Consider the following 15,865-nt stretch of genomic DNA (forward strand, 5'->3'; position numbering starts at 1 on the left):
GTTGCGGCCCGTCCATCCAAAGGAATCTCCATGCCCACCACCGCATCCGGCCTGCAGTACGAAGACACCGTCGTCGGCGAAGGCGCCGAGGCCAGCGCCGGCCAGTACGTCCATGTGCACTACACCGGCTGGCTCTACAACGACGGCCAGCAGGGCGCGAAGTTCGATTCCAGCCTGGACCGCAACGACCCCTTCGCCTTCCCGCTGGGCGCCGGCCACGTGATCAAGGGCTGGGACGAAGGCGTGGCCGGCATGAAGGTCGGCGGCAAGCGCACCCTGATCATCCCCCCGGGCCTGGGCTATGGCGCCCGCGGTGCCGGCGGCGTGATTCCGCCCAATGCCACCCTGAAGTTCGACGTCGAGCTGCTCGACGCCCGCTGAGCCCCGCGCCCCTGCGCACCCAGGCGGCCCACGACGGCCGCCTTTTTGCTTCGGCTCAATCGCCTTCCTCGATGGCCCTGGCGGCCCTCATTGGAAATTTCTTAGCCTTTGCGCAGCATCCCCACCTTGAAAAGGGCCTTGGGGCCCCTAGCTGCTGGGCAGTTTCGAACCCCAACGTTCCATCGACCATGACGGAGAACACCCCCCATTCGCCCGCCCCGGAAGGCCAACAGGCCGCCGCCGACGCCCAGAATGACGCCGTGCACACCGAGGGCACGGCCATGCAGAACCTGGAAGCCGAGCTGGCAGAGCTGAAGGCCAAGTCGGCCGAGCTGGCCGACCAATACCTGCGCGCCCAGGCCGACGTTCAGAACGCCCGCCGCCGCGCCGACGAGGAAATCTCCAAGGCACGCAAGTTCGCCGTGGAGTCCTTCGCCGAGAGCATGCTGCCCGTGCTCGACAGCCTGGAAGCCGGCCTCGCCATCAAGGAGGCGACGCCCGAGCAGATCCGCGAAGGCGCCGAAGCCACGCTGCGCCAGCTCAAGAGCGCACTGGAGCGCAACAAGGTGATCGAGGTGGCGCCTGCCGCCGGCACCAAATTCGACCCGCACCAGCACCAGGCCATCTCGATGGTCCCGGCCGAGCAGGAAGCCAACACCGTCGTGAGCGTGCTGCAGAAGGGCTACACCATCGCAGAGCGCGTGCTGCGGCCGGCTCTGGTGACCGTCGCGGCGCCCAAGTAATTCGACATTGCTCCACAGGAAATCCCCGGCGCATCCCTTGAATCCGACCGGGTTATCCACAAGTTCAGCACAACAGATTCTTCAGATTCAGGAGTAACGACACATGGCCAAGATCATCGGCATCGACCTGGGCACGACCAACTCGTGCGTGGCGATCATGGAGGGCAACAACACCCGCGTGATCGAGAACTCGGAAGGCGCGCGTACCACGCCGTCCATCATTGCGTATCAGGAAGACGGCGAAGTGCTGGTCGGCGCCTCGGCCAAGCGCCAGGCGGTCACCAACCCGCGCAACACCCTGTATGCGGTCAAGCGCCTGATCGGCCGCAAGTTCGAAGAGAAGGAAGTGCAGAAGGACATCGACCTGATGCCTTATGCCATCTCCAAGGCCGACAACGGCGACGCCTGGGTGGAAGTGCGCGGCAAGAAGATGGCGCCTCCGCAGATCAGCGCCGAGGTGCTGCGCAAGATGAAGAAGACCGCCGAGGACTACCTGGGCGAGCCCGTGACCGAGGCGGTCATTACCGTGCCGGCCTACTTCAACGACAGCCAGCGCCAGGCCACCAAGGACGCCGGCCGCATTGCCGGCCTGGAAGTCAAGCGCATCATCAACGAGCCCACCGCGGCCGCGCTGGCCTTCGGCCTGGACAAGCAGGACAAGGGCGACCGCAAGATCGCCGTGTATGACCTGGGCGGCGGCACCTTCGACGTGTCGATCATCGAGATCGCCGACGTCGACGGCGAGAAGCAGTTCGAGGTGCTGTCCACCAACGGCGACACCTTCCTGGGCGGCGAGGACTTCGACCAGCGCATCATCGACTACATCATCACCGAGTTCAAAAAGGAACAGGGCGTCGATCTGTCGAAGGACGTGCTGGCGCTGCAGCGCCTGAAGGAAGCGGCCGAGAAGGCCAAGATCGAGCTGTCGAACTCGTCGCAGACCGACGTCAACCTGCCCTATATCACCGCTGACGCCACCGGCCCGAAGCACCTGAACATCAAGCTGACCCGCGCCAAGCTGGAAAGTCTGGTCGAGGACCTGGTCGAGCGCACCATCGCCCCCTGCCGCACGGCCATCAAGGACGCCGGCATCAGCGTGAACGACATCAGCGACGTGATTCTGGTGGGCGGCCAGACCCGCATGCCCAAGGTGCAGGAGAAGGTCAAGGAGTTCTTCGGCAAGGAGCCGCGCAAGGACGTGAACCCCGACGAGGCCGTGGCCGTCGGTGCCGCCATCCAGGGCCAGGTGCTGTCGGGCGACCGCAAGGACGTGCTGCTGCTGGACGTGACCCCGCTGTCGCTCGGCATCGAGACGATGGGCGGCGTGATGACCAAGATGATCACCAAGAACACGACGATCCCGACGAAGTTCGCGCAGACCTTCTCGACGGCCGACGACAACCAGCCGGCGGTGACGATCAAGGTGTTCCAGGGCGAGCGCGAGATCGCCTCGGGTAACAAGCTGCTGGGCGAGTTCAACCTGGAAGGCATTCCGCCGGCACCGCGCGGCACGCCGCAGATCGAGGTGAGCTTCGACATCGATGCCAACGGCATCCTGCACGTCGGCGCCAAGGACAAGGGCACCGGCAAGGAAAACAAGATCACCATCAAGGCGAACTCGGGCCTCTCTGAGGATGAGATCCAGAAGATGGTGAAGGACGCCGAGCTGAACGCCGCCGAGGACAAGAAGAAGGTCGAGCTGGTGCAGTCGCGCAACCAGGGCGAGGCCATGGTCCACAGCGTCAAGAAGTCGCTGGGCGAGCATGGCGACAAGCTGGACGCCGGCGAGAAGGACAAGATCGAGGCCGCCATCAAGGAACTCGAGGAAGTCCTGAAGTCCGACGACAAGGATGCCATCGAGGCCAAGACCACGGCGCTGATGACCGCCAGCCAGAAGCTGGGCGAGAAGATGTACGCCGACGCGCAGGCGGCCGAAGCCGCAGCGGGCGCCGCCGGCGCCAGCAGCGCTGGCGCAGAAAATGCGAGCGCCAAGCCGGCCGACGACAACGTGGTCGACGCCGAGGTCAAGGAAGTCAAGAAGGGCTGATTGCCTTGAGCTGACGCGGGGCTGGTCACCTGTCCAAGGGTGGTCCAGCCTCTTTTCGTTTTCCACCGAACCGCTTCCGCGCGAGTCCCATGGCAAGCAAACGCGACTACTACGAGGTCCTCGGCGTTCCCAAGAACGCGGGCGAGGACGAGATCAAGAAGGCCTATCGCAAGCTGGCGATGAAGTACCACCCTGACCGCAATCAGGGCGATGCCGCCACCGAGGCCGAGGCGAAGTTCAAGGAGGCCAAGGAGGCCTACGAAATGCTGTCGGACGCCGACAAGCGCGCGGCCTACGACCAGTACGGCCACGCCGGCGTCGACCCCAACATGCGCGGCGGCATGGGCGGAGGCCCCGAGGGCTTCGGCGGCTTCGCCGAGGCCTTTGGCGACATCTTCGGCGACGTCTTCGGCGGCGGCGCGGGCGCCCGTCGTGGTGGCGGCCGACAGGTGTTCCGCGGCAGCGACCTCAGCTACGCGATGGAGATCACGCTGGAAGAGGCGGCTGAAGGCAAGGACGCGCAGATCCGCATCCCCAGCTGGGACGAATGCGGCACCTGCCACGGCAACGGCGCCAAGCCCGGCACGAAGCCGATCACCTGCACCACCTGCCACGGCTCGGGCGCCGTGCAGATGCGCCAGGGCTTCTTCAGCGTGCAGCAGACCTGCCCGCAATGCCGCGGCACGGGCAAGATCATTCCTGAGCCCTGCCCCACGTGCCACGGCCAGGGCAAGGTCAAGAACAACAAGACGCTGGAGGTGAAGATCCCCGCCGGCATCGACGACGGCATGCGCATCCGCAGCACCGGCAATGGCGAGCCGGGCACCAACGGCGGGCCGCCGGGCGACCTCTACATCGAGATCCGTCTGAAGAAGAACGAGGTCTTCGAGCGCGACGGCGATGACCTGCACTGCATGGTGTCGGTCAGCATGACCACCGCGGCGCTGGGCGGCGAGATCGAGGTGCCCACGCTCAAGGGTCCGGCCGCTATCGACATTCCCGAAGGCACGCAGAGCGGCAAGCAGTTCCGCCTGCGCGGCAAGGGCATCAAGGGCGTGCGTTCCAGCTATCCGGGCGACCTCTACTGCCACATCCGGGTGGAAACGCCGGTCAAGCTGACCGAGTACCAGCGCAAGCTGCTCAAGGACCTGGACGAGTCGCTCAAGAAGGGGGGCGACAAGCACAGCCCGCAGGAGAAGGGTTGGCTGGACAAGGCCAAGGAATTCTTCAGCTGATCCCGCAGGGGAGGTGCTTCGCGCCCTCCTCTGCCACCGCTCAGGCGCTGCGCGACTCCGGTCGCCAGCGCCTTTTTCGTGTCCCGGCCCGGCGGGCGCCGCGCCCGCAGCCGCCAGGAAGTGTTGTCGGCCGGCCACGCTCCCTTCGCTGGTTTCGCTGAGGTCCTCGGCCTACGCGCCTGTGGGGCGACACCGACGGACGTAGGTCTTTCCCTCGATTCCTGCGGGTTTGCATGCATGGCTCCATCCAACGGCACGTCTTTTGCGTAATAGAAGGTGTGCCAGCCGGGTTGGAACTTCGGCCCGGTGTGCGGCCCCAAGAATTGGGCGGGTTTCGGCCCCTTCATCGAAGCGCACGCCGCGCGAAGTTCTGCCGTATGCTGGAACCGCGTCTTGAGGAGTTTCCGGAGCCTGGCGGCCTGGTCATCCGCTGTGGCTCGATGTTGAATCCTGCCGACCCATTGGAGGTGTGCACCCATGGACGTCATCAGCAACTTCACCGCCCGGTACGAGCGAACGCGCGAAGAGGTCATGTCGCTGCAGGACTACCTGAACGTCTGCAAGCGCGACGCCACGGCCTACGCGACAGCCGCCGAGCGGATGCTGAAGGCCATCGGGGATCCGGAGGTGGTCGACACCCGCAACGACCCGCGCCTGTCGCGGATCTTTGCGAACAAGGTCATCAAGATCTACCCGGCCTTCCGCGAGTTCTATGGCATGGAAGACGCCATCGAACAGGTGGTCTCGTACTTCCGCCATGCGGCCCAGGGCCTCGAAGAGAAGAAGCAGATCCTCTACCTGCTGGGCCCGGTAGGCGGCGGCAAGAGCTCCATCGCCGAACGGCTCAAGCAGCTGATGGAGCAGGTGCCTTTCTATGCCATCCAGGGCTCGCCGGTGAACGAGTCGCCGCTGGGCCTCTTCGATGCTGCCGAGGACGGCGAGATCCTCGAGAAGGAATACGGCATCCCCCGGCGCTACCTGCAGCGCATCCTTTCGCCCTGGGCTGTCAAGCGGCTGGAGGAATACGGCGGGGACATCCGGCAGTTCAAGGTCGTCAAGCGCTATCCCTCGGTGCTCAAGCAGATCGCGGTGGCCAAGACCGAGCCGGGCGACGAGAACAACCAGGACATCAGCTCGCTGGTCGGCAAGGTCGACATCCGCAAGCTCGAGACCTATGCGCAGGACGACCCCGACGCCTACAGCTATTCCGGCGGCCTCTGCCTGGCCAACCAGGGCCTGCTGGAGTTCGTGGAAATGTTCAAGGCGCCCATCAAGGTGCTGCATCCACTGCTGACCGCCACGCAGGAAGGCAACTTCAAGGGCACGGAAGGCTTTGGCGCCATTCCCTTCGACGGTGTGGTGCTGGCCCACAGCAACGAGAGCGAGTGGAAGGCCTTCCGCAACAACAAGAACAACGAGGCGTTCCTCGACCGCATCTACATCGTCAAGGTGCCGTACTGCCTGCGCGTCTCGGAAGAGATCCGCATCTACGACAAGCTGGTGCGCAACTCCTCGCTGGCCGCCGCGCCCTGCGCGCCGGGCACGCTGAAGATGATGGCCCAGTTCTCCGTGCTCACGCGCCTGAAGGAGCCGGAGAACTCCAACGTCTTCAGCAAGATGCAGATCTACGACGGCGAGAACCTGAAGGACACCGATCCCAAGGCCAAGTCGCTGCAGGAGTACCGCGACTATGCGGGTGTCGACGAGGGCATGAGTGGTGTCTCCACCCGCTTTGCCTTCAAGATCATCTCCAAGGTCTTCAACTTCGACAGCACCGAGGTCGCCGCCAACCCGGTGCACCTGATGTACGTGCTGGAGCAGCAGATCGAGCGCGAGCAGTTCCCGCCCGAGACCGAGCAGAAGTACATCGGCTACATCAAGGAGATGCTGGCGCCGCGCTATGCGGAGTTCATCGGCAAGGAGATCCAGACGGCGTACCTCGAGAGCTACTCCGAGTACGGTCAGAACATCTTCGACCGCTACGTGACCTATGCCGACTACTGGATCCAGGACCAGGAGTATCGCGACGTGGACACCGGCGAGGTCTTCGACCGTGCGGCCCTCAATGCCGAACTGGAGAAGATCGAGAAGCCCGCAGGCATCTCCAATCCGAAGGACTTCCGCAACGAGATCGTCAACTTCGTGCTGCGGGCGCGGGCCAGCAACAGTGGCCGCAACCCGACGTGGACCAGCTACGAGAAGCTGCGCACGGTGATCGAGAAGAAGATGTTCTCGAACACCGAAGAGTTGCTGCCCGTGATCAGCTTCAACGCCAAGAGCAGCGCCGACGAGCAGAAGAAGCACGAGGACTTCGTCACGCGCATGGTCGAGAAGGGCTATACGCCCAAGCAGGTGCGCCTGCTCTGCGAGTGGTACCTGCGCGTGCGCAAGTCGTCCTGACCGATCGTCTCCGCCACCATGGAGGTGCTGCACCTTGGCGATGTTCCAGCAGATCATTGACCGGCGCCTGTCGGGCAAGAACAAGTCGGTCGGCAACCGGGAGCGCTTCCTGCGCCGCTATCGCACGCAGATCCGCGACGCGGTGCGCAAGGCGGTCAGCGGCCGGGGCATCCGCAACCTGGAGGCAGGCGAGGACATCACCCTGCCGCGGCGCGACGTGTCCGAACCCACCTTCGGGCATGCCCAGGGCGGCAACCGTGAGTACGTGCACCCGGGCAACCAGGAGTACGTGCGCGGCGACCGCATCGAGCGGCCGAAGGGCCAGGGCGGCAGCGGCTCGGGCAGCGGCCAGGCGAGCGACAGTGGCGAAGGCGAGGACGATTTCGTCTTCCGACTGACGCGCGAGGAGTTCATGCAAGTCTTCTTCGAGGACCTCGCCCTGCCCCACCTGATCCGCACGCAGCTGGCCGAGGTGCCCGAGTGGAAGAGCCACCGTGCCGGCTTCACCAGCGACGGCACGCCCAACAATCTGCATGTCGTGCGCTCCATGCGCGGCGCGCTCGCGCGGCGTATCGCACTGGGCGGGCAGGACCGCAAGGACATCCGCGCGCTCGAAGCCCGCATTGCCGACCTGGCGCGCGAGCCCGAGCCGGATGCGGAACTGCTGAAGTCCTTGCAGGACGAGCTGGACGGCATCCGCCGCCGCGCCCGCCACGTGCCCTACATCGACCCCATCGACCTGCGCTACCGCAGCCGGGTTCGCACGCCGGTGCCGAGCGCCAAGGCGGTGATGTTCTGCCTGATGGACATCTCCGGCTCCATGGACGAGTCGCGCAAGGACATGTCCAAGCGCTTCTTCATGCTGCTGTACCTCTTCCTCACCAAGCACTACGAGAAGATCGAACTCGTCTTCATCCGCCACCACACGCAGGCGCAGGAAGTGAGCGAGGACGACTTCTTCCATGCCACCGAGACCGGCGGCACGGTGGTCTCCAGCGCGCTGGTGCTGATGCGCGACATCATCCGCGCCCGCTACCCCAGCAGCGAGTGGAACATCTACGGCGCGCAGGCCAGCGACGGCGACAACTGGCACCAGGACAGCGGGCGCTGCCGCGAGCTGTTGGCCGATTCGATCCTGCCGCTGGTGCGCTACTACGCCTATGTGCAGGTGGCCGAGGCCGAACAGAACCTGTGGCAGGAATACACGCAACTCGAAGAGCGCTTCGGCCACTTCGCGATGCGCAAGGTGTCGAGCGCGCAGGACATCTACCCGGTGTTCCGCGATCTGTTCAAGAAGGAAGGCGCGGCAGCCGCCGCCTAAGTGGGAATGAACCCGCCAGGAGCCAAGGACACGATGACCCCGTCCCGCCTGCCCCCCGTCTTCGAGCGTGCGCCCGAGCGCCTGCCGAGCCCGTCCGACTGGACCTTCGAACTCATCGAGACCTACCACGACGAGATCGCCAGAACGGCACGGGCCTTCGGCCTGGACACCTACCCGAACCAGCTAGAGATCATCTCGGCCGAGCAGATGATGGATGCCTACGCCAGCGTGGGCATGCCGGTGCTCTATCGCCACTGGTCCTATGGCAAGCAGTTCATCGCCACCGAGAAGAACTACCGGCGCGGCCACATGGGCCTGGCCTACGAGATCGTCATCAACTCCGACCCGTGCATCTCCTACTTGATGGAGGAGAACACGATGGCCATGCAGTCGCTGGTGATCGCCCACGCAGCCTACGGCCACAACAGCTTCTTCAAGGGCAACTACCTCTTCCGGATGTGGACGGACGCCTCGTCCATCATCGACTATCTCGTCTACGCCAAGAACTACATCGCCGAGTGCGAGGAACGCCATGGCGTGGAGGCTGTGGAAGACCTGCTCGACTCCTGCCACGCGCTGATGAACTACGGCGTGGACCGCTACCGCCGGCCGCAGAAGCGCTCGCTGGCGCAGGAGAAGGAACGCCGGGCCGAGCGCGAGGCCTACATCCAGCGCCAGCTCAACGACCTGTGGCGCACGGTGCCACGCTCCGGCGCCGCGGCGCAGGACCCGCAGGCGGCGCGCCGCTTTCCGGAGGACCCGCAGGAGAACCTGCTGTATTTCATCGAGAAGAACGCCGCCCTGCTTGAGCCCTGGCAGCGCGAGGTGGTGCGCATCGTGCGCAAGGTGGCGCAGTACTTCTATCCGCAGCGCCAGACGCAGGTCATGAACGAGGGCTGGGCCACGTTCTGGCACTACACGCTGCTCAACACCATGTACGACCGCGGACTGCTCGCCGACGGCTTCATGATCGAGTGGCTCAGCTCGCACACGGCTGTGGTGTACCAACCGCCCGTGGGCCACCGGGCCTACAGCGGCATCAATCCCTATGCGCTGGGCTTCGCGATGTACAGCGACTTGAAGCGCATCTGCGAGAAGCCCACCGAGGAAGACCGGCAGTGGTTCCCGGACATCGCCGGCTCCAACTGGCTGACGACGCTGGACTACGCCATGCGCAACTTCAAGGACGAGAGCTTCGTCGGCCAGTTCCTCAGCCCGAAAGTGATGCGCGACTTCCGCTTCTTCGCCATCCGCGACCATGAGGCCGATCCGGAACTGGAGGTGGCGGCCATCCATGACGAAGCCGGTTACCGGGCCCTGCGCGAATCGCTCGCGCGGCAGTACGACCTGGGCAGCCGCGAGCCCGACATTCAGGTGTGGAACGTGGACCTGCGCGGCGACCGCTCACTGACGCTGCGCCACACCCAGCGCAATAACCGTCCGCTGCATGAAGAAACGCCCGAGGTGCTCAAGCACGTCGCGCGGCTCTGGGGCTTCGACGTCCACCTGGAGAGCGTGGACGACAAGGGGCGCGTGGGCTATCGCAAGACGGTCAGCCCGAAGCGCAGCTGATCATCGTCAGCGGAAGCTGGCGAAGCATTGCGCCAGCTCGTCCTTCCAGGCCTTCTTGGCCGTGGCATCGGCAAAGCTGCCGTCAAAGCTGTTGGCGGCCAGTTGCCAGGCCTGCGCAGACGTCAGCCCAGTGGCCGCAAAGGTCTGCAGGAAGTTCTCGTTCATGTAGCCGCCGAAGTAGGCCGGGTCGTCCGAGTTCACGGTCGCGACCAGGCCGGCGCCAAGCAGCTGCCCCAGGTTGTGCTGCGACAACTGCGGGAACACGCACAGCTTGAGGTTGGAGAGCGGGCAGACCGTCAGAGGAATTCGGTCTGCGGCCAGGCGCTTCATCAGCGCAGGGTCCTTGGTGCTCTGCACGCCGTGGTCGATGCGCTCGACCTTGAGGACATCGAGCGCGCTCCACACATAGGCGGGCGGGCCTTCCTCGCCGGCATGCGCGACGAGGTGAAGGCCCAACTCGCGGCAGCGCGCGAAGACGCAGGCGAACTTCTCGGGCGGATGGCCGACCTCGCTCGAATCGAGGCCCACGCCGATGAACTGGTCCCGGAAAGGCAACGCCTGCTCCAGCGTCTCGAAGGCCGACTCCTCGCTCAGGTGGCGCAGGAAGCACAGGATCAGCGCGGCATCCACGCCCAGCGCCGTCTTGGCGTCCACGCACGCCCGGTGCAGGCCGCCGATCACCGTGGCCATCGACACACCGCGCTCGGTGTGCGTCTGCGGGTCGAAGAACATCTCGGTGCGACGCACGTTGTCGGACGCGGCGCGCTGCAGGTAGGCCCAGGCCATGTCGTAGAAGTCCTGCTCGGTGAGCAGCACGCTGGCGCCGGCGTAGTAGATGTCCAGAAAGCTCTGCAGGTTGGTGAAGGCATAGGCCTTGCGCAGTTCTTCCACGGTGGCATAAGGAATGGCCACGCCGTTGCGCTGCGCCAGCGCGAAGATCAGTTCGGGCTCCAGCGAGCCCTCGATGTGCATGTGCAGTTCCGCCTTGGGCATGGTGCGCAGCAGCTCGGGCAGGCGGGCGGCGGGGATGGCGGCGGGGTCGAAGGGCAGGCTCATGGTGGAGATGATTCAGCGATCGCAATGGCCAAGCATAAAGCGCCAGCAAAGAAAAACGGCCGCTCGAAAGCGGCCGTAGGTGTTGCCGGTGCACCCGCGGAACCGGCTCTGCCGGGCCGCCGGGTGCGCCCCTTGAGGGGGATTCGGCTACACGAAGTGAGCAAGAAACGGGGTGGTCAGTTCTTGCCGGGCACCTTGCCTTCCACGCCCTTGACGTAGAAGTTCACGCCTGAAAGGAACTTGTCGTCAGCGGCTGCGCCGGCGGCGATGAGTTCCTTGCCGTCCTGGCCGACGATCGGGCCCTTCCAGATCTGGAAGGTGCCGTCCTTCAGGCCCTTCTTGACCTCGTCGACCTTGGCCTTGATGTCGGCCGGCACGTCGTCGGCCACGGAAACCAGGTCGATCGCGCCTTCCTTCACCCCCCACCAGGTCTGGCCGGTGGTCCAGGTGCCGTCCAGCACGTCCTTCGTGGCCTTGATGTAGTACGGGCCCCAGTTGATCACGGCCGAGGCCAGGTGGGCCTTGGGACCGTAGGCGGTCATGTCGCTGTCCCAGCCGAAGGCGCGCTTGCCCTTCTCTTGCGCCGTCTTGAGCACGGCCGGCGAATCGGTGTTCTGGAACAGCACGTCGGCGCCGCCGTTGATCAGGGCCGTGGCAGCCTCGGTTTCCTTCGGCGGGCTGAACCATTCGTTGACCCACACCACATTGGTGGTGATCTTGGGGTTCACCGACTGGGCACCCAGCGTGAAGCTGTTGATGTTGCGCAGCACCTCGGGGATCGGCACCGAGCCCACCACGCCCAGCTTGTTCGACTTGGTCATGGCGCCGGCGATGATGCCGGCCATGTACGCACCCTCATAGGTGCGGCTGTCGTAGGTGCGCATGTTCTCGGCCGTCTTGTAGCCGGTGGCATGCTCGAACTTCACGTCCTTGGCGTCGCCAGCGACCTTCAGCATGGGCTCCATGTAGCCGAAGGTGGTGCCGAAGATCAGCTTCTTGCCCTGGCCCACGAAGTCGCGGAACACGCGCTCGGCATCGGCCGACTCGGGCACGCTCTCGACAAACGTGGTCTTGATCTTGTCGCCGAATTCCTTCTCCAGCGCCTTGCGACCGTTGTCGTGGGCGAAGGTCCAGCCGCCGTCGCCCACCGGGCCGACGTAGGCGAAGGCGATCTCCAGCGGTGCCGTCGACGCCGGGGCCGGCGCAGCGGCGGTGGGCGCAGGCGCCGCGGGAGCTGCCGCAGCTGGCGCCTCTTCCTTCTTGCCGCAACCCACCAGGGCGGCAGCAGCCGCGGCGGAGATGGCGGCGAGCTTGAGCAGCGAGCGCTTGTTCAGATCGGTCATTGTCTAAAGGTCCTTGGCAGCAAGACGTTGAGGGAGGTGAAAAATTCAGCGCGCATTATGAGCCGGGGTAGAACGGTTTCCCGATCGACGCAGGCATGTTGACGCGGATGAAGGCGGGGTTGCGCGAGATCAGCGCCAGCACCACGATGGTGGCCACGTAGGGCATCATGGCGAGGAACTGGCTGGGTACGTCGACGCCCACGCTCTGCAGGTGGAAACCCAGCTGCGTCACGCCGCCGAAGAGGTAGGCGCCCAGCAGCACCCGCAGGGGCCGCCAAGTGGCGAAGGTGGTGAGCGCCAGCGCGATCCACCCGCGGCCGGCCACCATGTTCTCCACCCACAGGCCGGTGTAGACCACCGACAGGTAGGCGCCCGCCAGGCCGCACAGCGCGCCGCCGGCCATGACCGCCATCAGCCGGATGCGCCGCACCGGATAGCCCAGCGCATGCGCCGACTCGGGCGACTCGCCCACCGAGCGCAGCACCAGCCCGGCCCGCGTGCGGTACAGGAACCAGATCAGCGCGAAGGTGAGCGCCACCGCGAAGTACACCAGCGGATGGTGGCGGAACAGCGCCGGCCCGATGAAGGGAATGTCGCTCAGCACAGGGATGGCGAAGGCCATGCCGCCTGGCGCCTTGGCCTGCACGTAGTTGATGCCGACGAAGGCCGAGAAGCCCACGCCGAAGAGCGACAGCGCGAGGCCCGTGGCGTACTGGTTGGTGTTGAGCCAGATCACCAGCACGCCGAACAGGCCCGCCAGCAGCGCACCCACCGCCATGCCGGCCGCAAAGCCGATCCAGGCGTTGTGCGTGTGCACATAGGCCGCGAAGCCGCCGATGGCGGCGCACAGCATCATGCCTTCGGCGCCCAGGTTGACGATGCCGGCCTTCTCGTTGATGAGCAGGCCGAGCGCGGCGATGGCCAGCACGGTGCCGGCGCTGAGCATGGCGCCCAGGAGGAGTGCGTAGCTTTCCATTCAGGCCTCCCGCCGGGCCGCCCCGAGGGAGGCCTGCGCCCCCTCGGGGGGGAGCGAATACACGAAGTGATGAGCGTGGGGGTTCATTTCTCAGGCTTGTTTTACTTGAGGGGCAACATCCGGCGTCGATGCCTGCAACGAGGCAGTGCCCGCCGTGGGCGGCACCGGCCGCGCTGCCGCCTTCATGCGCACGCGGTACGCCACCAGCGTGTCGCAGGCCAGCAGCGTGAACAGCAGCAGGCCCTGGAACACCGCCGTCAGCGACTTTGGCAGGCCCAGACGGGACTGCGCCAACTCGCCGCCGATGTAGAACATGCTCATCAGGATGGCCGAGAACACCATGCCCACCGGATGCAGCCGCCCGACGAAGGCCACGATGATGGCTGCGAAGCCGTAGCCCGCGGGCACATAGGGCGTGAGCTGGCCGATGGGGCCGGCCACTTCCAGAGCGCCGGCCAGGCCGGCGGCGCCGCCCGAGGTCAGCAGCGCGATCCACACCGCGCGCCGGGCCGAGAAGCCCGCATAACGCGCCGCCGCCGGCGCCAGCCCGCCCACCTGCTGCGCGAAGCCCAGCCGGGTGCGGAACAGGAAGACCCACAGCGCCGCCACGCCCACCAGCGCGATCACGATGCCGATGGTCACGCGCGAGCCCTTCATCAGCCGCGGGATCTGCGTCACCGCCTCGAAGGTCTTGGTCTGCGGGAAGTTGTAGCCCATCGGATCCTTCCAGGGGCCGCCCACCAGCCACAGCAGCAGCAGCGTGGCCACGTAGACCAGCATCAGGCTGGTGAGGATCTCGTTGGCATTGCACACGTCCCGCAGCCAGGCCACGATGGCCGCCCACAGCATGCCGCCCAGCACGCCCGCCAGCAGGATGGCCGGCACGATCCACGGACCGGTGTTCTTGTCGGCCAGCAGCGCCATGCCGCCCGCGGCGATGGCGCCCAGCACGAACTGACCCTCGGCGCCGATGTTCCACACGTTGGAGCGGAAGCACACCGCCAGCCCCAGCGCGATGACCAGCAATGGCGTCGCCTTGACCAGCAGCTCGCCGATGGCATAGCTGCTCTTGATCGGCTCCCAGAAGAAGACCTGCAGCCCCCGCACCGGGTCCTTGCCCAGCGCGGCGAACAGGATCACGCCGATCACCACCGTGATCAGCAGCGCCAGGATGGGCGAGCCGTAGCTCCAGAAACGCGACAGCTGCGGCCGCAACTCAAGCTTGAGCATGGATGCCCTCCTCCTTCGCGCGCGAAGCCGCGCCCTCCCACAGTCCGCTCATCCATTCGCCGATCTGCGGCACGGTGGCCGCCGCCCGGTCGATGGAAGGCGACAGCCGCCCCTTGGCGATCACATGCAGCCGGTCGCTGATCTCGAACAGCTCGTCCAGCTCCTCGCTGACCACCAGCACGGCGCAGCCTGCGTCGCGCAGCGCCAGGATCTCGGCGCGGATCAAGGCGGCAGCGCCCACGTCCACGCCCCAGGTCGGCTGCGACACGATGAAGAGCTTGGGCCTGGCATCGATCTCGCGGCCGACGATGAACTTCTGCAGGTTGCCGCCCGACAGCGACTTGGCCGCCGACTGCGGCCCGCCGGCCTTGACCTTGAAGCGCTCGATGATGGCGCGGGCCTGCTGCTCCAGCTGGCCGATGCGCAGCCAGCCGCCGCTGCCCACCGCGTCGTCGCGCGTGAGCAGCAGGTTGTGGGCGAGGCCCAGCGTGGGCACGGCGCCGCGGCCCAGCCGCTCCTCCGGCACGAAATGCAGGCCCAGCCTGCGGCGCGCCCGCGGACGCAGCCGGCCGGCACCCTGGCCGAAAAGGCGGACCATGCCAGGCTCGGCCCGCACGTCCTCGCCCGACAGGGCGTAGAGCAGCTCCTTCTGGCCGTTGCCGGACACGCCGGCGATGCCCACCACCTCGCCCGCGCGCACCTGCAGCGAGACGCCGTCCAGGTCCACGCCGAACTGGTCCTCGCGCGGCAGGCTGAGGCGCTCGACCGACAGCGCCACCTCGCCCACGTTGGAGGGCCGGTGCGTCAGCGGCGGCGGCTCGGCGCCGATCATCAGCCGCGACAGCGACTCGTTGGTCTCCTGCTGCGGATTGCACACGCCAGTGACCTTGCCGCCGCGCAGCACGGTGCAGGCCGTGCACAGCTCGCGGATCTCGTGCAGCTTGTGGCTGATGTACAGGATGGAGCAGCCCTCGGACGCCAGCTTCTTGAGCACCACGAAGAGCTTCTGTACCGCCTGCGGCGTCAGCACCGAGGTGGGCTCGTCCAGGATCAGCAGCTTGGGGTCGGTGAGCAGCGCGCGAATGATCTCCACCCGCTGCATCTCACCTACTGACAGGGTGTGGACCGGCCGCAGTGGGTCGATCTCCAGCCCGTACTCGCCGGCCTTGGCCACGATGCGGCGCGTGACCTCGGCCAGCGACAGGCTCTTGTCCAGCCCCAGCCAGACGTTCTCGGCCACCGTCAGCGTGTCGAACAGGCTGAAGTGCTGGAACACCATGCTGATGCCCAGCTGACGCGCCTCCTGCGGATTGCGGATGGCCACCGGCTGGCCGTTGAAGTTCACCGTGCCCTCGTCCGGCTTGACCGAGCCGTAGATGATCTTCATCAGCGTGGACTTGCCGGCGCCGTTCTCGCCCAGCACGGCATGGGTTTCGCCGGGCTGGACGGTGAGCGACACGTCGCTGTTGGCGACCACCGAGGGATAGCGCTTGGTGATGTGCGCGAGCTGGAGTCTGGGGGGGGACATGGGGGGTGGCCTTCGGGGGTCGCTCTTTTAAGA

Annotated in this window: 12 protein-coding genes; 7 read left to right on the top strand and 5 right to left on the bottom strand. The window is 66.0% G+C overall.

The window, feature by feature from the left end; genetic code table 11:
- Positions 1-24: 24 nt before the first annotated feature.
- From ACT54X_RS18205 to ACT54X_RS18235, 7 genes are all read left to right on the top strand, one after another.
- Complete coding sequence (locus ACT54X_RS18205; RefSeq protein ID WP_043113473.1) at positions 25-381, top strand: FKBP-type peptidyl-prolyl cis-trans isomerase; 357 nt, start codon at positions 25-27, stop codon at positions 379-381.
- 188 nt (positions 382-569) lie between these two features.
- Complete coding sequence (gene grpE, locus ACT54X_RS18210; protein ID WP_294372744.1) at positions 570-1,124, top strand: nucleotide exchange factor GrpE; 555 nt, start codon at positions 570-572, stop codon at positions 1,122-1,124.
- Positions 1,125-1,227: 103 nt separating this feature from the next.
- Entirely contained in the window at positions 1,228-3,171 is a 1,944-nt protein-coding gene (dnaK, locus tag ACT54X_RS18215; protein WP_294372747.1) for a molecular chaperone DnaK, read from the top strand.
- Between the two features lie 89 nt (positions 3,172-3,260).
- Positions 3,261-4,406: a molecular chaperone DnaJ gene (gene dnaJ, locus ACT54X_RS18220; RefSeq protein WP_294372750.1), complete on the top strand. Its 1,146-nt coding sequence runs from the start codon at positions 3,261-3,263 to the stop codon at positions 4,404-4,406.
- A 477-nt stretch (positions 4,407-4,883) separates the two neighbouring features.
- The gene (locus ACT54X_RS18225; RefSeq protein ID WP_294372752.1) at positions 4,884-6,806 is read left to right on the top strand and encodes a PrkA family serine protein kinase; all 1,923 of its coding nucleotides are present in this window, start codon (positions 4,884-4,886) and stop codon (positions 6,804-6,806) included.
- A gap of 34 nt (positions 6,807-6,840) precedes the next feature.
- Complete coding sequence (locus tag ACT54X_RS18230; RefSeq protein WP_476347689.1) at positions 6,841-8,127, top strand: YeaH/YhbH family protein; 1,287 nt, start codon at positions 6,841-6,843, stop codon at positions 8,125-8,127.
- Between the two features lie 33 nt (positions 8,128-8,160).
- Complete coding sequence (locus ACT54X_RS18235) at positions 8,161-9,699, top strand: SpoVR family protein (RefSeq protein WP_476347691.1); 1,539 nt, start codon at positions 8,161-8,163, stop codon at positions 9,697-9,699.
- Between the two features lie 6 nt (positions 9,700-9,705).
- Here ACT54X_RS18235 and ACT54X_RS18240 read toward each other — a convergent pair whose 3' ends face one another.
- From ACT54X_RS18240 to ACT54X_RS18260, 5 genes are all read right to left on the bottom strand, one after another.
- On the bottom strand, positions 9,706-10,755 hold the full coding sequence (locus tag ACT54X_RS18240) for an adenosine deaminase (protein ID WP_354320025.1): 1,050 nt from the start codon (positions 10,753-10,755) through the stop codon (positions 9,706-9,708).
- Between the two features lie 176 nt (positions 10,756-10,931).
- Entirely contained in the window at positions 10,932-12,098 is a 1,167-nt protein-coding gene (locus ACT54X_RS18245; protein ID WP_476347694.1) for a BMP family ABC transporter substrate-binding protein, read from the bottom strand.
- Positions 12,099-12,153: 55 nt separating this feature from the next.
- Entirely contained in the window at positions 12,154-13,074 is a 921-nt protein-coding gene (locus tag ACT54X_RS18250; protein WP_476347696.1) for an ABC transporter permease, read from the bottom strand.
- Between the two features lie 90 nt (positions 13,075-13,164).
- Complete coding sequence (locus ACT54X_RS18255; protein ID WP_476347697.1) at positions 13,165-14,304, bottom strand: ABC transporter permease; 1,140 nt, start codon at positions 14,302-14,304, stop codon at positions 13,165-13,167.
- Positions 14,291-15,832 carry an ABC transporter ATP-binding protein gene (locus tag ACT54X_RS18260; RefSeq protein WP_476347699.1) on the bottom strand — a complete coding sequence of 514 codons (1,542 nt, stop codon included), beginning with the start codon at positions 15,830-15,832 and terminating at the stop codon, positions 14,291-14,293. The genes ACT54X_RS18255 and ACT54X_RS18260 overlap by 14 nt, the downstream gene beginning before the upstream one ends.
- Positions 15,833-15,865 lie beyond the last annotated feature (33 nt).

This window comes from Pseudacidovorax sp. DMC4 (genome assembly GCF_056314265.1).